Origin of the sequence: Streptomyces geranii, assembly GCF_002954775.1 — a bacterium.
In the GTDB taxonomy this organism is placed as follows: Bacteria; Actinomycetota; Actinomycetes; order Streptomycetales; family Streptomycetaceae; genus Streptomyces; species Streptomyces geranii.
Genome location: NZ_PJME01000049.1, coordinates 53,238 through 69,866, shown reverse-complemented (window position 1 = coordinate 69,866; position 16,629 = coordinate 53,238). Strand labels below are relative to the sequence as shown.

The following is a 16,629-nucleotide window of genomic DNA, read 5'->3' as shown; positions in this document are numbered from 1 at the left end:
CCAGCCCCAGCCCCAGCCCCAGCCCCAGCCCCAGCCCCAGCCCCAGCCCCAGCCCCAGCCCCAGCCAGGATCCGCACCCGCAGCGCGAGATGGTCGTACGGAATCCCCAGCCGCCCCTCGTCCCCGTACACCCGCGCCGCGAGCAGCGTCACGTCGAAGCCCAGTTCCGTGAGCAACGCCCCGAAGACGCCGTTGAGTTCGTAGCAGAACCCGCCCCGACGGGCGCCCACCACCTTCTCCAGCAGCCGCTCCTCCTCCAGCACGATCTCCTCGCCGAGATGGATCGACAGGTTCTCGAAGGGCACCGCCACCAGATGCCGCAGCTGCAGCTCGCGCAGCGCGTCGAGGGTGGGCCGGGCGGGGCGCTCGACGCCCAGTCTGCGGAGGTAGGCGTCAGCCTGTGCGGAGTCCATGGCCTCAGTCTCTCGCCACCCCCAGCTCCCGGCCCGCTCCGACGACCGCCAGCGCCCCGTCCACGTCCGTACGCAGCACCACCGCACCCCCGTCCCTGAGCGCCGCGACCGTGCTGGGCGCGGGATGCCCGTACGTGTTGTCCGCGCCGCACGAGATGAGCGCCAGCCTCGGGGCCGCCGCCCGTATGAGGTCGGGGTCCTGATAGGCCGAGCCGTGGTGGGCGACCTTCAGGACGTCCACGCCCCGCAGCCCCGCCGCACCCGGCGTTCTCAGCAGCGCCCGCTGGGCCGGCGGTTCCAGGTCCCCGAGGAGCAGCAGGCGCAGCCCGGCCGACCGTACGAGCAGCGTGACACTGGCGTCGTTGGCGCCCTCCGGCTCGGGTGCCGGTGCCGTCTGCGGCCACAGCACCTCCCAGTCGAGGGTGCCCGTCCGCCGCCGCTCACCGGCGACGGCACGCGTCACCGGGATACGCCGTGCCGCCGCCTCCCTGTGCACGAACTCCGCCTGTTCCTCCGGTTCCTCGAATCCCGTCGTCTGGATCGCGCCCACCGAGCGCCCGCGCAGTACGCCGGGCAGCCCCGCGACGTGGTCCGCATGGAAGTGGGTGATGATGACCAGGGGCACCTTGGTGATGCCGAGTTCGCGCAGGCAGTGGTCGACCAGTGCCGGGTCGGGTCCGGCGTCCACTACCACCCCGGTGCCTTCCCCGGCCGCGAGCACGGTCGCGTCCCCCTGCCCCACGTCGCACATCGCGAACCGCCACCCCGGCGGCGGCCACCCGGTGATCGCCCTGGTCAGCGGCGCCGGCCGGACCACCACCAGGAGCAGCAGCACCCCGCAGACCGCGCACCACCCGGGATGCCTCAGCAGCCGGGCCCCGGCGAACACGGCGAGCGCCATGCACAGCCCGAGCAGCAGCGCGCCCGTCCAGCTGCCCGGCCAGTCCACTCCCGCCCCGGGCAGTGCCGCTCCCGTGCGGGCGATGTCCGCGATCCACCCGGTGGGCCAACTCGCGCACCAGGCGAGCGTCTTGGCCACCGGCATCGCCACGGGCGCCGTGGCCAGTGCCGCGAAGCCCAGCACCGTGGCCGGGGCGACGGCGAACTCCGCGAGCAGGTTGCACGGCACCGCCACCAGGCTCACCCGCGCCGACAGCACGGCCACGACCGGCGCGCACACGGCCTGCGCCGCCCCGGCCGCCGCCAGCGCCTCGGCCAGCCGGGGCGGCACCCCGCGTCTGCGCAGCGCCGGGCTCCAGCGGGGTGCCAGGGTGAGCAGGGCGCCGGTCGCGAGGACGGAGAGCAGGAAGCCGTAACTCCGGGCCAGCCAGGGGTCGTAGAGCACCAGCAGCAGTACCGCCGTCGCCAGTGCCGGGATCAGTGACCGGCGGCGCCCGGTCGCGAGGGCGAGCAGCGCGACGGAGCCGCAGGCCGCCGCCCGCAGCACACTCGGGTCGGGTCTGCACACGACGACGAATGCCAGGCTGAGCACACCGCCGAGCAGTGCAGTCGTCCGGAGGGACAGCCCCAGGCGGGGTGCGAGGCCACGCCGTTCGACCTGCTGGGCGAGGGCGGGCGGTCCGATGAGCAGGGCGAGGAGGATCGTGAAGTTCGCCCCGCTCACCGCCATCAGGTGCGTGAGGTCGGTCTCCTTGAACGCCTCGTCCAGCTCGGGTGTGACCCGTGACGTGTCCCCGACGACCAGCCCGGGCAGCAGCGCCCGCGCATCCACCGGCAGCCCCTCGGTGGCCTCCCGCAACCCCGCCCGCAGCCGCCCCGCGAACCGCTGCGCCGCCGACGGTTCCCGCACGACCTCCGGCGCCGCCGGGTCCCGTACCCGCAGCACGGCCGCGACCCGGTCACCGCCCGTCAACGCGGGCACCAGCCGCCCGGTCACCCGCAGCCGCGTCGACGGCAGCAACCTCAGCCAGGGCGAACCCTCCGCCCCACCCATCGCCCGCCGGAACGGCCCCGCCTTCCCCGGCCTCCCTCCCACATCGACGATCACCAGCACCGGCGTACGCGTCACGACCGCACCCCCGTCCGCCCCTTCGATCCCCTGGATCCCCTCGGCCTCCTCGACCCGCCGGACGTCGGCGTCGAGCAGTACGGCGGTCGGCGCGGCATGGGCGCCCTGGACCCTGGGTCGGGTGAGCCGTGGATCGGAGGTGACCTCCACCTCGGCGGTCACCCCGGCGTACTGCCGCGCCAGCCCCGGCACCGGCCCCCGCCGCAGATCGGCCCCGTGCAGCCCGGCGGAGACGGCGGCAGCGGCGACGCAGAGCAGTACGGCGGCCATGGACACCCGCGACCAGGCACCCCACCGGGGCTGCCCCGCCGCCGACGGACCACGCCTTCCCGAGCCACGACGGACCAGCAGGAGCACCCCGCCCACGGCCGAACAGCCGACCGCGATCCCGGTCACCCAGCCGGACGGGACGTCGAGCGTCAGTGCCGCCGTCGCCCAGGCCGCCAGCGCGGGCGGCACCAACCGCAGGTCCGTCGGCCCTTCCTGCCGAGGGTGGGCGTCCCCCAGCCGCTTCCCCGAGGCGGCGTGCACGGGCCGACGGCCACGAGACTCCCCTCCGCCAGGAGTGACCTGGTCATCGAGCGCAGGGGACTCCTCGCCCCCGATACCGATACCGATGCCAGTGCCAGTACCGGCACGAGTCGACGCCCGCCCGGACGAACCGTCATGGACATCACTCACCCGCCTCATGGCTGGACAAGATTTCGCAGGTCGGCGAAGCGCCGGTCGCCGATGCCGTTCACCTCACGCAGCTCGCCCACGGACCGGTAACCGCCGTGCTGGGTGCGGTAGTCGATGATGTGCTGCGCCAACACGGGCCCGACCCCCGGCAAGGTGTCGAGTTGCTCGACGGTGGCCGTGTTCAACGAGACGGGCGCCGTCGGGCCGGCCCCCACCCCACTCACCGATCCGCCCGCTCCCACGCCACCGGGACCGGGACCGACCGCACCACCGACTACCGCCCCCGTCCCTGCCCCCGGTACGGGCACAGCTCCGCCGACCAGCACCTGTTCGCCGTCCACAAGGAACCGTGCCCGGTTGAGCCCGTCGGTCTTCGTGCCCGGCCGCACCCCACCGGCGGCCCGCAACGCGTCGGCGACCCTGGACCCGGCCGGCAGCCGATGCACCCCCGGCTCCCGCACCTTGCCGCTGACGTCCACCACGATCGGGGCCCCGGCCATCCCTCCCACGACGCCCCGGGGACGGGCCGCCGCATCCGCCCGCGCCGCCCCGAAGGGAGCCGCCGCCCGAACCACCTCCGGCGCCCGAACCGGCTGGGTACGCCCTGCCCAGAAGTGCTGCACGGCGAGCACGGCGGCGGCGACCAGCACCACCGTGAGCGCCACCACGCTCCGCCGCTCCAGCCCGCACCGAGCCTGCAACCACACAGGCACCCGCTCCCGCACCGCAAGCCCGGCCCGCTCCTGCCAGGCCCCACCGACCCGACCGTCTACGGCACCGACGTCAGCGCCGACCGGAGCATCGACCGCACCCCTGTCACCCGCCGCCTCCCCACTCACCGTCTCTCCAGCCACCGTCTCCCCGCCCGGCGGCCCGTTCCCCAACTCCCGCCGCAACTCCCGGCGCTCCAGCACCTGTTCCCCGAACAGCACCTCCGCCCGCCGACGGATCTCGTCGGCCGACGCCTGCCTCTGTCGGGCCCGGCCGCGAGGACGGCGATGGCCGTGCCGGACGCGGCCGTCGGACATCGGACCGCGACCCGGGCCGCTGGTCGGAGTGGTTGCGCGTGACTGTGATCGAAGTGCCATGCGCCGAGGATGGAGCAATCCACCCCACCCGCGATGATCTTGCTCAATTCCGGTGGATTACCGGCCGGTTGTGGATAACTCGGTCACCCACACGAGTGCCGAAGCGAGCCGGGACCGACACGCCCCACCCCGCCAAAGCCCCTCAGGCCCCGCAGGCCCCTCACCGAGGCGAGACAACCGCCCCCAGCAACCCGGGCCCCGTATGCGCCCCGATCACCGCCCCCACCTCGCTCACATGCAGCTCGGCCAGCCCCGGCACCCGTACCCGCAGCCGGTCCGCGAGGGCCGCCGCCCGGTCGGGGGCGGCGAGATGGTGGACGGCGATGTCGACCTGTGCGCCGCCCGCCCGGTCGGCGACGATCTCCTCCAGCCTGGCGATGGCCTTGGACGCCGTGCGTACCTTCTCCATCATCTCGATCCGGCCGCCGTCCAGTTGCAGCAGCGGCTTCACCGCGAGAGCGGAGCCGAGGAGTGCCTGTGCGGCCCCGATCCGGCCGCCCCGGCGCAGATAGTCGAGGGTGTCGACGTAGAAGAACGCGGAGGTGCCGGCGGCCCGTTTCTCCGCCGCCGCGACCGCCTCGTCCACCGTGCCGCCCGCCTCCGCCGACTCGGCCGCCGCCAGGGCGCAGAAGCCGAGGGCCATCGCGACCATGCCGGTGTCGACCACCCTCACCGGCACCGGTGCCTCACGGGCGGCCAGGACGGCGGCGTCGTACGTGCCCGAGAACTCGGCGGAGAGGTGCAGCGAGACGATGCCGGTGGCGCCGGACTCGGCAACCTTGCGGTAGGTCTCCGCGAAGAGCTGGGGGCTGGGCCGTGAGGTGGTGACGGACCGGCGCTTCTGGAGCGCCTGGGCGAGGGAGCGGGCCGAGATCTCGGTGCCCTCCTCGAGGGCCCGGTCGCCGAGGACCACGGTCAGCGGCACCGCAATGATGCCGTGGCGCTCCATCGTCCGCGGCGGCAGGTAGGCCGTTGAATCGGTGACGATCGCGACATGGCGGGACATGAGCTGGAGGTTACCTGCCGTAGCTCGTGGGCGGCAGCCCGACCCATTCACCTGCGACGGGACCACGGGCAGGAGCGGAAGCGGAAGCGAACGTGAAAGCGGGGAACAGGTTCGGGGGCCGCCGGTGGATCAAGTCGTGCTCTCGGGACGGGGTTTCTTCTGCCAGGAGTGGATCGGCTGCTGCACCGGCGGGGCGATGGCGGGCCGGGTCTGCTCGGCGGCCCGGCGCGCCTCGGGGCTGTCCGGCCAGGTCTGCTGGGCCGCCGCGCCGTCGGCTGCCGGGGCCTCGGGCCACGGCGCCGGGGCGGGCGCAGGGGTCGCCGTGGGAGTCGGCGTGGGCTCCGCGGTCGTCCAGTGCCGCAGGGCGCCCGCCTCGACGTCTATCTGGGTCCTCAGGGAGTCCAGGTCGTCGTTCGCGAACCGGTGTGCCCGGTCCCGGGCCGCCCAGCGCAGCGAGTCGGCGGCCTGGGTGATCTGGTCGGTGCGTTCGCGCAGGTCGGGCAGTCGCGCGGCGAGCGTCGTGCGGTCGGGCTCGGACTCCAGGCGCTTGAGTTCGGCGTCCAGCTCGTGGCCGTGCGCGCTGAGCCGCTCGAAGAGGCCGAGGGACTCCTTGAGGGACTCGTCCTCGGCCACGCCCGCGTGCAGCGCGTCCTGCGTCGACCGCATCGACGTACGCAGCTTGAGCCTGAGCTGGGCCACCTCGCCCGCCGGCCCGAGCTGGGCGAAGCTCTTGGCGCGCAGCGTGGTGTCCTCGACCGTGCGCCGGGCCTGGGTGATCGTGCGGTCCACGCCTCTCTTGGCCGCGCCGACCACCTTCACGGTCGCGTACACCCCCAGCACCACGAACAGCAGGAAGAGCAGGGCGACAACTGCGACAGCGGCTTCCACGACGCTCCTCCTCCTACCGGTCGCGGCCGTCCGAGCCGCTCTTCAAAGGTAAACGCAAAGAGCAGGCCCGGAGTTCCAAAAGAACCCCGAACCTGCCCGTAGGGGACTACCCCGAGCAGCCCGGCGAACCGCCCGCAGCCGTCCGTGCGCCTACCCCCGCGCCTACTCCGGCGTCAGCCTGCGTGCCTACGCCGTCACGATGTTGACCAGCTTCGGTGCCCGCACGATCACCTTGCGGATGCCCGCGCCGGCCAGCGCCTCCACGACCTTGTCGTCGCCCAGCGCGACCTTCTCCAGCTCGTCGTCGGAGATCGACGGCGAGACCTCCAGCCGCGCCTTGACCTTGCCCTTGATCTGCACGACGCAGGTCACGCTCTCGTCCACGACGTACGCGGGGTCGGCCACGGGGAAGTCCTGGTGGACGACCGACTCGGTGTGGCCCAGCCTGCGCCACAGCTCCTCGGCGATGTGCGGGGCCAGCGGCGCGACCAGCAGCACCAGGTCCTCGGCGACCGTGCGCGCGACCGGGCCGCCCACCTTGGTCAGGTGGTTGTTCAGCTCGGTGACCTTGGCGATGGCCGTGTTGAAGCGCAGGCCCTCCAGGTCCTGGCGGACGCCGTCGATCGCCTTGTGCAGGGCGCGCAGGGTCGCCTCGTCGGCCTCGGTGTCGACGACGGTGACCTCGCCGCTGTCCTCGTCGACGACGTTGCGCCACAGCCGCTGCAGCAGCCGGTACTGGCCCACCACCGCGCGTGTGTCCCACGGCCGCGACACGTCCAGGGGGCCCATGGCCATCTCGTACAGGCGCAGCGTGTCCGCCCCGTACTCGGCGCAGATCTCGTCCGGAGTGACCGCGTTCTTCAGGGACTTGCCCATCTTGCCCAGCAGCCGGGAGACCTTCTCGCCCTCGAAGTACCAGGCGCCGTCGCGCTCCTCGACCTCGGCGGCCGGTACGGCGATGCCACGGCTGTCGCGGTACACGAAGGCCTGGATCATGCCCTGGTTGTACAGCTTGTGGAAGGGCTCGACCGACGAGACGTGTCCCAGGTCGAACAGGACCTTGGACCAGAAGCGGGCGTACAGCAGGTGCAGCACGGCGTGTTCGGCGCCGCCGACGTACAGGTCGACGCCGCCGTGCGGTTGTCCCGCGCGCGGGCCCATCCAGTACTGCTCGATGGCCGGGTCGACCAGTTGCTCGCTGTTGTGCGGGTCCAGGTAGCGCAGCTCGTACCAGCAGGAACCGGCCCAGTTGGGCATGGTGTTGGTCTCGCGGCGGTACTTCTGGGGGCCCCGGCCGTCGCCCAGGTCCAGGGTGACGTTCACCCAGTCCGCGTTGCGCGACAGGGGCGTCTCGGGCTCGGTGTCCGCGTCGTCCGGGTCGAAGGTGCGGGGCGAGTAGTCCTCGACCTCGGGCAGTTCCAGGGGCAGCATCGACTCGGGCAGCGAGTGGGCGACCCCGTCCTCGTCGTAGACGATGGGGAAGGGCTCGCCCCAGTAGCGCTGGCGGCTGAACAGCCAGTCGCGCAGCCGGAAGTTGACCGTGCCGTGGCCGATGCCCTTGCGCTCCAGCCACTCGGTGATGCGCGCCTTGGCCTCGGCGACGGGCAGGCCGTCCAGGGAGATGTCGTCGTTGGCGGAGTTGATGATCTTCGCGTCGTGGGCCCCGAAGGCGCCGTCCCACGTCGAGGTGTCGGTGCCGCGTCCGTCGGTCGGTTCGACGATGCAGTGGATCGGCAGTTCGAAGGCGCGCGCGAACTCGAAGTCGCGCTGGTCGCCGCAGGGGACGGCCATGATCGCGCCGGTGCCGTAGCCCATCAGGACGTAGTCGGCGACGAAGACGGGGATCCGGTCGCCGTTGACCGGGTTGGTCGCGTACGAGCCGATGAAGACGCCGGTCTTGTCCTTGGCCTCGGCCTGCCGCTCGACGTCGGACTTCGAGGCTGCCTGCGCGCGGTACGCGGAGACGGCCTCCGCGGGGGTGGCGTGACCGCCCGTCCAGGCGTCGTGGGTGCCCTCGGGCCAGGCGGCCGGGGTCAGCTTCTCGACCAGGGGGTGCTCGGGCGCCAGGACCATGTAGCTGGCGCCGAACAGGGTGTCGGGGCGGGTGGTGAAGACCGTGATGGCCTCGCCGTCCACCGGGAAGTCGACGCGGGCGCCCTCGGAGCGGCCGATCCAGTTGCGCTGCTGCAGCTTGATGGCCTCGGGCCAGTCCAGCGCGTCCAGGTCGGTCAGCAGGCGGTCCGCGTAGGCGGTGATGCGCATGTTCCACTGGCGCAGCTTGGCCTTGAAGACGGGGAAGTTGCCGCGCTCGGAACGGCCGTCCGCGGTGACCTCCTCGTTCGCCAGTACGGTGCCCAGTCCCGGACACCAGTTGACGGGCGCCTCGGAGGCGTACGCCAGGCGGTACCCGCCCAGGACGTCGGCGCGCTCGATGGCGGTCAGCTGGTTCCACGCGCGCGCGTGGTCACCGGGTACGGCGCGCTCGCCGCTCTCGAACTGGGCGATCAGGGCGTCGATCGGGCGGGCCTTGTCCGCCTCCTCGTCGTACCAGGAGTTGAAGATCCGCAGGAAGATCCACTGGGTCCACTTGTAGTACTCCGGGTCGATCGTGGCGAACGACCGGCGTCTGTCGTGGCCCAGGCCCAGCCGGCGCAGCTGGACCTTCATGTTCTCGATGTTGGCCTCGGTGGAGACACGCGGGTGCGTGCCGGTCTGCACGGCGTACTGCTCGGCGGGCAGGCCGAAGGCGTCGAAGCCCAGGGTGTGCAGGACGTTGTGGCCGGTCATCCGCTGGTAGCGGGCGGAGACGTCGGTGGCGATGTAGCCCAGCGGGTGGCCGACGTGCAGACCCGCACCCGAGGGGTACGGGAACATGTCCATGATGAACTTCTTGGGCTTGGCGGCCAGTTCCGGGTCGTCCGCCAGGTCGCCGCTCGGGTTGGGGGCGGCGTAGGTGCCCTCGGCGTCCCAGAAGTCCTGCCAGCGTGCCTCGATGTCGGCCGCCATCGCGGCCGTGTAGCGGTGCGGCGCTGCAGCCTCGGCGGCGGCAGCGGGGTTCGTCTCGCTCATGATCCTCAAAGCTCCATCGATCGTCTCTGCCAGCGGCTTGGAAATGAAAAATCCCCTCGCACAGGAGGGGACGCCGCGCCGATGCCGACCCACGATTCGTCAGTGGTCGGGACTGATCAGCGCGGCTCACTAAGCAGAAGGCGTACGGCACGCATGGCGTCAGGATACCGCACCCGAGGAAGAGTCCCGGGAGAGCCCCGGGAGCCCCCACATGACCCCCACACAACTCCTTCACGACCCGACCGGCACGTGAATCGCCACACAGCAAAAGCTGAACCAGGTTCAATAATTACTTCGCGTAACAACCCCTATGGGACATCACAACGGCCTCACAGCCCTTTGGTAACAGCGCAATAACTCAAACCTCGTACTCCTCGGTATGTCTCGACTTAGAGTTCGACGCGGGACCGCCTTCCCGAACCGCTCGGAGTTGCCCCCATGAACCCTCGTAGTAACAGTTCGCTTCCCAGGACGGGCCGTTCGGCCTACGGGATGGCGACGGCTGCCGTGCTGCTGCTCATACCCGTGATCGTGGTCGTCGGAGGTGACGAGCTTCAGGACTTCCTGAACTTCGGCGCCGGTGTGCTGTCACTGGTCGCCCTCACCTCCGCGGTGATCTGGGGTCTGGTCGCCACCGACCGGGTGTTCCTGAACACCCGTCAGCGGTTGATCGCGCAGGCCGTGCACCGGACGACCGCCGTCGCCTCGGTCGCCTTCCTGCTGCTGCACATCTCGGTCAAGATCGCGCTCGACCACGCTCCGCTGATCGCCGCACTGATCCCGTTCAGCCTCGGCGTCACCGGCACCGGGAGTCTCATCGGCTTCGGGTCCCTGGCCGGCCTGCTCATGATCTTCACAGCCGTCACCGGAGCGCTGCGCAGCCGGTTCGCCTCCCCGGCCCCGGTCGCGGCCCGCTGGCGCGCGATGCACATGCTGGCCTACCCGGCCTGGTGCTTCGCGCTGGTCCACGGCCTGTACGCGGGACGCGAGGCGAAGCCGATCTTCACGATCCTGTACGGCCTGTCCCTGGTCGCGGTCATGGCGGCCCTGGCCCTGCGCTCGGCGCCCCGCCCGTTCAAGCGCAAGGTGGCCGCCCAGATCATGGCGCTCCTGGGCTCCCAGGAGCAGTACGGCCGCGAGGACCTGGACGCGAGCCGGGCACGCCTCGGGGAGGCCGGCCTGCCGGGCTACGGGAACCCGTCCGAGGGCAGGGCCCCGCGCGGCCGTGGCGACGCCGAGGTGCCCCCGCAGCGCAACGCGCCCAGCACATCGGGGTTCTACGACGCCCCGGCCAGCCGCACCATGTCGCCCGAGCCCGCCAACGACGGCTTCGCGGCGGCCTACCGCGCGGTGACGCCCCCGCGCGCGCAGGACTCGTACATGGACCAGACCGCGCGGATGGACATCCAGGCCACCGAGGCGATGCCGCGCGTGGACGGCAGCACGTCGGGCAGCTGGCCGATCCCGTCCCCGCCGCCGGTCGGCGAGGCCCCCGTGTCGGCGTACGACCCGATGAACGACACCGGATACAACATCCCGGCCTATGGCAATCCGGGCACCGCCCCGTACGGAACGGGTGATGTGTACAACACCGGTGAGTCGAATGCCGCCTATGGCACGTACAACGCGAACGACACGTACAACAGCGGTCCCGCCACAGACACGAACCCCGGTGCGCCCTACGACTTCGACGCACCGGGCTCGGGCGAACCTTGGAACGCGCCTTCCGGAGGCTTTAAGTGAACGAGGCTCTGCCCGACGTACCCGAGGTCCGCGTGGTCGGGCTTCCCCAGCTCACGTCGGGTTTCGACCTTGTCGAACGACTTGATCTGCCCATGCACCTCAAGGTGCACGGTCCGCTCGAACCGATGGGCGGCGAGCAGCTCGCACAGCTCGCCGAGCGCATTTCCCTGAAGGGCCGCGGCGGCGCGGGCTTCCCCTTCCACAAGAAGCTGCGGTCGGTAGCTGAGTCGGCGATCCGCCGCGGCGTACGGCCGGTCGTCGTCGTCAACGCGAGCGAGGACGAGCCCGCCTGCCGCAAGGACACGGTGATGGTCAACCGTGCCCCGCACCTCATCCTGGACGGCGCCCTGCTCTGCGCCGAGGCCATGGGCGCCCGCACCCTGGTCATCGGGGTGACACGTGAATCCACCCAGCGCTCCATGGAGGCGGCGCTCGCCGAGCGCGGCCTCAACAACGGCCGCCGCTCCGCGCTCCGCGCGCGCGTGCAGCGCAATCCGATCCGCATGGTCACCGGCGCCGCCGCCTCCCTGATCCGCTCCATCGACGGCGGCCCGGCGATCCCGCCCGGCCGCAAGATCAGCGCCTCGCAGAGCGGCGTCGGCGGAGCGCCCACCCTGCTGTCCAACGCGGAGACGTACGCCCAGCTCGCGATCGCCGCCCGCATCGGCGCCGAGCGCTACTGCAACACCGGCCTCTACGACGAGCCGGGCACCGTCATGCTCACGGTCTCCGGCGCGGTCGCCCGCCCCATGGTGATCGAGGTCCCGACAGGTGTGCCCCTGCGGTACGTCCTCCAGCTCGCCGGCGCCCCGCCGGTCCCGCAGGGCGTGCTCACCGGCGGCTACCACGGCAAGTGGATCGACGCGGCGACCGTCAACGAGGCGATCGTCTCCCGCAACTCCCTGGACGCCGTCGGCGGCGCCCTCGGCGCCGGCGCGATCCTGCCGATCAGTCAGGAGACCTGCCCGCTGGGCGAGTCGCTGCGCGTGGCCCAGTGGCTGGCCGAGGAGAGCGCCGGCCAGTGCGGCCCCTGCTACCTCGGCCTGCCCGCCGCCGCGCGCGGCATGGAGGACATCCTCAACGGCGGCGGCCCGGCCGCCCTGGAGGCCGTCAAGCAGGTCGCCAGGTCCGTGAAGCGGCGCGGTGCGTGCTCGCACCCCGACGGCTCCGCGATGTTCCTGGAATCGACCATCAAGGCGTTCACCGACGACCTCGCCGCCCACGTCCTCGGAAACGGCTGCGGAAGGCCCGTAGAAGGCGTTCTGCCGCTCTTCGAGGGCGGCCAGACCCCCACGGGCATCCCGGGCGGCCAGACGGAGGAGGAGAACGGCCCCAGCCGTCAGAAGATCTTCGTCGACTGGACGCTCTGCCGGGGCCACGGCCTGTGCGCCGACATCCTCCCCGAGGTCTTCGAACTCGGCCCCGACGGCTTCCCCACCGTCGCCCAGGCGAAGGTCCCCCGGTACGCGGAGGCGAAGGCGCTGCGCGCGGTACGCCGCTGCCCGGCACTCGCGCTGCGCATCGAGGAGGACACCAGGGCCTCGGCCCCCGACCGCCTGCCGGTGCTGTCCCAGCGCGGCGGACGGGGCCGCAGGGCCCTCGGCAGCGGTCGCTGACGCTCGTTCGTAGTCACAGAGGGGGGAGGGCCACCGCGGTGGCCCTCCCCCCTCTGTACGTGCCGAGTCCGTACCTACTGAGCAACGCCGAAGGCGGGCCATCCTGATCGGATGACCCGCCTTCAACTTCCTGTGGAGCTAAGGAGAATTGAACTCCTGACCTCCTGCATGCCATGCAGGCGCTCTACCAACTGAGCTATAGCCCCGCGCGGTGTTGCGACCGGGTTCCCCCGGCGCGACGCCAACATTACCGGTCCCCCCGGTGGACCACCAAATCGTTTCCCGGGGTCAGGCCGTGACGAACGAGTAGAAGCGTTTGAGGGTGCAGTGCTCCTCCAGGAGCCGGCCGTAGATCGGCTCGCCCTCCAGCTCACGGTAGGTCTCGATCGGGTCGCCTTTTATGATCAGCGCCCGTGCGCATTCCTCGCACCAGTACTGGTAGTCATGGTTCACCGGCTCCATGTCACGGACGATCGGCGTACCACTGCCGCACCAGTCGCATTTCCTCCTGTGTGCACCCATCGATCAGCTCCAGCTGTGGCCGCAGGCCGTGCACACGTAGGAAATGCCACCGTTGTCACCGAGCACCTGGGCGACATGGCCGGAACCGCAGGAAGGGCAGCTGAGACGGGTTCTCCTGCCTCGTATGACCGCCGCTTCAGGGAGGTGACCGACCTCCCTGAGGATGCTCGCAGGCATCGCAACTCCCTCCCGTCGGGCCGCGCCCCCTTCCGGCCGTTTGATTCTGCCACGACCGGACCAATACGGTCAGCGACGCCTTCGTACCAGTCCGGACACGGGACCCGCCGAGGCCGTCCCTGCCGGTACGAACGCGCACGTAAGAAGAGCTTCCGCAGAGGTATACGCCTCCGGGCCCCAAGTGACTCAAGCGGGGCGCACGAAAAATCCCGTCCCCCGGAGGGGACGGGATCTTGATCCACGATCATCTGCTGTGGAGCTAAGGAGAATTGAACTCCTGACCTCCTGCATGCCATGCAGGCGCTCTACCAACTGAGCTATAGCCCCGCGTGTTCCTCTCCGGCCTGGCCGGGCGAACAAGAAGAACTTTAGCCTGTGGCCTGCCGGAAAGTGAAATCCGGGTCAGTCGTCGTCACCGAGCACCGGCTCGGGCAGCGTGCCGGCGTTGTGCTCCAGCAGACGCCAGCCGCGGGCGCCCTGGCCGAGCACGGACCAGCAGCAGTTGGAGAGGCCGCCGAGGCTCTCCCAGTGGTGGGACTCCAGGCCGAGGAGGCGCCCGATGGTGGTGCGGATGGTGCCGCCGTGGCTGACCACCACGAGGGTGCCCTGCTCGGGGAGTTTCTCGGCGTGCCTGAGCACCACGGGGGCGGCGCGGTCGGCCACCTCGGTCTCCAGTTCGCCGCCGCCCCTGCGGACCGGCTCACCGCGCTTCCAGGCGGCGTACTCGTCGCCGTGGCGGGCGATGATCTCCTCGTGCGTCAGGCCCTGCCAGACGCCCGCGTAGGTCTCCCGCAGGCCCTCGTCGTGCGTGACCGTGAGGCCGGTGAGGTCGGCCAGCTCCCGCGCGGTGTTCGCCGCCCGCCGGAGGTCCGAGGCGACGATCGCGTCGGGCTTCAGGGAGGCGAGCAGCCGGGCGGCGCGGCGGGCCTGGCCGACGCCGGTCTCGGTAAGTTCGACGTCCGTGGTGCCCTGGAAGCGCCGCTCGACGTTCCACGAGGTCTGGCCGTGCCGCCACAGGATGAGGCGGCGGCCCGGACCCGACCCGCGCGCGGGGGCGCTCAACGCAGCCCTCCGAAGTCGGCGGTGTCCTCCTCGGTCTGGAGCTTGGCGTGCTCGGCGGCCTTGCCGCGGGTGGCCTTCGCGTCGGCGGGCAGCTCCAGTTCGGGGCAGTCCTTCCAGAGGCGCTCCAAGGCGTAGAAGACGCGCTCCTCGCTGTGCTGGACGTGGACGACGATGTCGACGTAGTCCAGGAGCACCCAGCGGGCCTCGCGGTCGCCCTCGCGGCGGACCGGCTTGGTGCCGAGTTCCTTGCTGAGCCGCTCCTCGATCTCGTCGACGATCGACTTGACCTGACGGTCGTTGGGAGCCGAGGCCAGCAGGAAGGCGTCCGTGATCGACAGCACGTCGCTGACGTCGTAGGCGATGATGTCGTGCGCGAGCTTGTCGGCCGCCGCCTGCGCGGCGGCGGAGATCAGCTCGATGGAACGGTCAGTGGCGGTCACTACATGGCTTTCGGTCGGCGGTCGGGGAAACCGTACGGGTACCACTACGGGTACTGCTACGGATACCCAAGGGTCTCACGGACCGCCGACACCACCCCACGTCATTAAAGGGATCACCATTACGGGATCACGAGTACGGGATCACGAGGCGGGCTCGTAGTCCTGGCCGAGGATCACGGAGACGTTCGCGTTCGAGGTGACCGTGCCCTTCTTGACCGCACTGGTGGGCAGGCCCAGCGTCTTGGCGGCCTCGGTGGCGTTCTCCTTGTCGGCGGCGTCGGCGTAGAGCACCTGGGAGGTGGCGGCCGGGGTGCCGGCTGTACCGGCCTCCAGGAAGGTGAAGCCGCCGTTGAGGAGGACCACGCGGGCCTTCTCGGTGTCGGTCTTGTCGCCGGTGGCGTTCTGCACGGAGACACGCACCGCGGCGTCCTTGTCGGGGCTCTTGGCGGTGCCGCCGAGGACCGTCTTGACGACGGAGGAGCTGGCCTGGGCGCTCAGGGTGCCGTCGCCCTGGACGGGCAGCAGCGAGGTCTTGTAGTCGCCGCCCTTGGCGAGGTCGGCGAGTTTGGCGAGGAAGCCGCCGAGGTCCTTGTCGGTCAGCGAGGGGTCGAGGATCTGCGCGAGCGTCTGCACGGTGACGGTCGCCGCCTGGGCGTCGGAGGACAGCTTGCGCAGCACGCCCTGCATGACCGCCCCGAACCGCTCCAGCTGGGCGTCCTGGGTCTCGCCGGAGGCGAGGTAGGTGGCGTAGGCGACGGCCATCTTGCCGCTGAGGGTCTGGTCCTCGCCCTTCTTCACCAGGGGCGCCGTGCCCTTCTTGGCGCTGTCGGGGTCGGGCACGTCCGCGTTGGTGTCGATGTCGATGTTGCCGACCAGCTCGACGAGGTTCTGCAGGTAGGGCGTGTCCAGCCGCCAGGTGCCCTCGATGTCGGTCCCCAGGACGGTGTCCAGGGCGTCGCGGGTCCCGGAGGAGCCGTCGTCGTCCACGGACTTGGCGAGGGTGGTCGTGGAGCCGTCGTCGTCGGTCAGGGCGAGGGAGTTGGGCAGCAGGACGGTGGCGCCCTGCTTGGTGGTGGCGTTGTCGACGAGCAGCACCGTGGAGGTGCCGCCCTTCTTGGTGTTGTGCAGGTGCACGACGACGACGTCCCGCTTCTGGGCCGCCGTGCTGGTCGCACCGCCCGCCTTCGTGTCCGAGGAGGACGTCCCGGGCAGCTTGCCCGCGTACCAGAGGTAGCCGACGCCGCCGACCGCCACCAGGGCGAGTACGACGACCAGGGCGACGGCACGCCCGCGCGCGCGTCGCTTGGCCTCCTCGCGGCGCTCGGTGCGGTTCTCGGTGAAGTTCAGCCAGTCGATGACGTCCTCGGAGTCGCCGTCCGGCTGCTCGACGAAGGCGAACTGCTGGGTGCTGTAGTCGCGTTCGCCCGCGGGCTCCTGCGGGGCCACGGCGGCCTGGGAGACGTCTCCCGCGGTGGGCGGGCCGCCCTGCTGCGGTACGAAGGCGGCCGGTTCGGCCTGCGCGGTGCGTGCGGCCGGTGCGGCGGGCGCCTGCTGCTCGGCGACCCGGGGCTGCTGCCCGCTGCTCGCCGGCTGCCCGTAGGGGTCGTACCCGGTGGCGGGGTTCGCGGTGCCGTAGGGGTCGTAGGAGGGCGCGGCCTGCTGCTGCCCGGTCGCGTAGGGGTCGTAGCCGTACCCCTCGTACCCCTGCTGCTGGGGCGCCTGCTGCCCGTAGGGGTCGTACGACTGCTGCCCCGGCTGCACGTGCTGCTGCTGGTACGGCTGTTGCTGCGGCGGCGGTACCGGCTGGTACACAGGCCGGCCGTAGTCGTCGTAGCCGACGAGCTCGTACTGCTGGTCGCCGTCGTACCCCGAGTCGTATCGGTCGTTCACCGGTG

The 16,629-nt window shown here is 71.4% G+C and carries 12 protein-coding genes and 2 tRNA genes; 2 read left to right on the top strand and 12 right to left on the bottom strand.

Annotated features, from left to right (window positions below):
- The 6 genes from CW359_RS36345 to leuS form a co-directional block, all read right to left on the bottom strand.
- The coding region (locus tag CW359_RS36345; RefSeq protein WP_198655520.1) for an arylamine N-acetyltransferase family protein at positions 1 to 413 on the bottom strand (413 nt) is incomplete at its 3' end.
- 4 nt (positions 414 to 417) lie between these two features.
- Entirely contained in the window at positions 418 to 2,973 is a 2,556-nt protein-coding gene (locus CW359_RS36340) for a ComEC/Rec2 family competence protein (RefSeq protein ID WP_105974492.1), read from the bottom strand.
- 155 nt (positions 2,974 to 3,128) lie between these two features.
- Entirely contained in the window at positions 3,129 to 4,211 is a 1,083-nt protein-coding gene (locus tag CW359_RS36335; RefSeq protein ID WP_105974491.1) for a ComEA family DNA-binding protein, read from the bottom strand.
- A 160-nt stretch (positions 4,212 to 4,371) separates the two neighbouring features.
- Positions 4,372 to 5,217: a DegV family protein gene (locus tag CW359_RS36330; RefSeq protein WP_105974490.1), complete on the bottom strand. Its 846-nt coding sequence runs from the start codon at positions 5,215 to 5,217 to the stop codon at positions 4,372 to 4,374.
- Positions 5,218 to 5,346: 129 nt separating this feature from the next.
- Complete coding sequence (locus tag CW359_RS36325) at positions 5,347 to 6,105, bottom strand: hypothetical protein (RefSeq protein WP_105974489.1); 759 nt, start codon at positions 6,103 to 6,105, stop codon at positions 5,347 to 5,349.
- Positions 6,106 to 6,291: 186 nt separating this feature from the next.
- On the bottom strand, positions 6,292 to 9,174 hold the full coding sequence (gene leuS, locus CW359_RS36320) for a leucine--tRNA ligase (RefSeq protein WP_105974488.1): 2,883 nt from the start codon (positions 9,172 to 9,174) through the stop codon (positions 6,292 to 6,294).
- Positions 9,175 to 9,612: 438 nt separating this feature from the next.
- Here leuS and CW359_RS36310 point away from each other — a divergent pair, with 438 nt between their 5' ends.
- Together CW359_RS36310 and CW359_RS36305 are read left to right on the top strand one after the other, a co-directional pair.
- Positions 9,613 to 10,917: a ferric reductase-like transmembrane domain-containing protein gene (locus tag CW359_RS36310; protein WP_198655518.1), complete on the top strand. Its 1,305-nt coding sequence runs from the start codon at positions 9,613 to 9,615 to the stop codon at positions 10,915 to 10,917.
- Positions 10,914 to 12,533 carry an NADH-quinone oxidoreductase subunit NuoF family protein gene (locus tag CW359_RS36305; protein ID WP_105974485.1) on the top strand — a complete coding sequence of 540 codons (1,620 nt, stop codon included), beginning with the start codon at positions 10,914 to 10,916 and terminating at the stop codon, positions 12,531 to 12,533. The genes CW359_RS36310 and CW359_RS36305 overlap by 4 nt, the downstream gene beginning before the upstream one ends.
- Before the next feature lie 133 nt (positions 12,534 to 12,666).
- Here the strand turns inward: CW359_RS36305 and CW359_RS36300 are convergent.
- From CW359_RS36300 to CW359_RS36275, 6 genes are all read right to left on the bottom strand, one after another.
- Positions 12,667 to 12,739: transfer RNA gene (locus CW359_RS36300), tRNA-Ala, on the bottom strand.
- An 82-nt stretch (positions 12,740 to 12,821) separates the two neighbouring features.
- The gene (locus CW359_RS36295) at positions 12,822 to 13,055 is read right to left on the bottom strand and encodes a hypothetical protein (RefSeq protein WP_044472114.1); all 234 of its coding nucleotides are present in this window, start codon (positions 13,053 to 13,055) and stop codon (positions 12,822 to 12,824) included.
- A gap of 431 nt (positions 13,056 to 13,486) precedes the next feature.
- Positions 13,487 to 13,559, bottom strand: a tRNA-Ala gene (locus CW359_RS36290).
- A 75-nt stretch (positions 13,560 to 13,634) separates the two neighbouring features.
- On the bottom strand, positions 13,635 to 14,294 hold the full coding sequence (locus CW359_RS36285) for a histidine phosphatase family protein (protein ID WP_105974484.1): 660 nt from the start codon (positions 14,292 to 14,294) through the stop codon (positions 13,635 to 13,637).
- Entirely contained in the window at positions 14,291 to 14,734 is a 444-nt protein-coding gene (gene rsfS, locus CW359_RS36280; RefSeq protein ID WP_105974483.1) for a ribosome silencing factor, read from the bottom strand. Before rsfS ends, CW359_RS36285 begins: the two co-directional genes overlap by 4 nt.
- A 141-nt stretch (positions 14,735 to 14,875) precedes the next feature.
- The gene (locus CW359_RS36275; protein ID WP_105974482.1) at positions 14,876 to 16,624 is read right to left on the bottom strand and encodes an LCP family protein; all 1,749 of its coding nucleotides are present in this window, start codon (positions 16,622 to 16,624) and stop codon (positions 14,876 to 14,878) included.
- Positions 16,625 to 16,629: the final 5 nt, after the last annotated feature.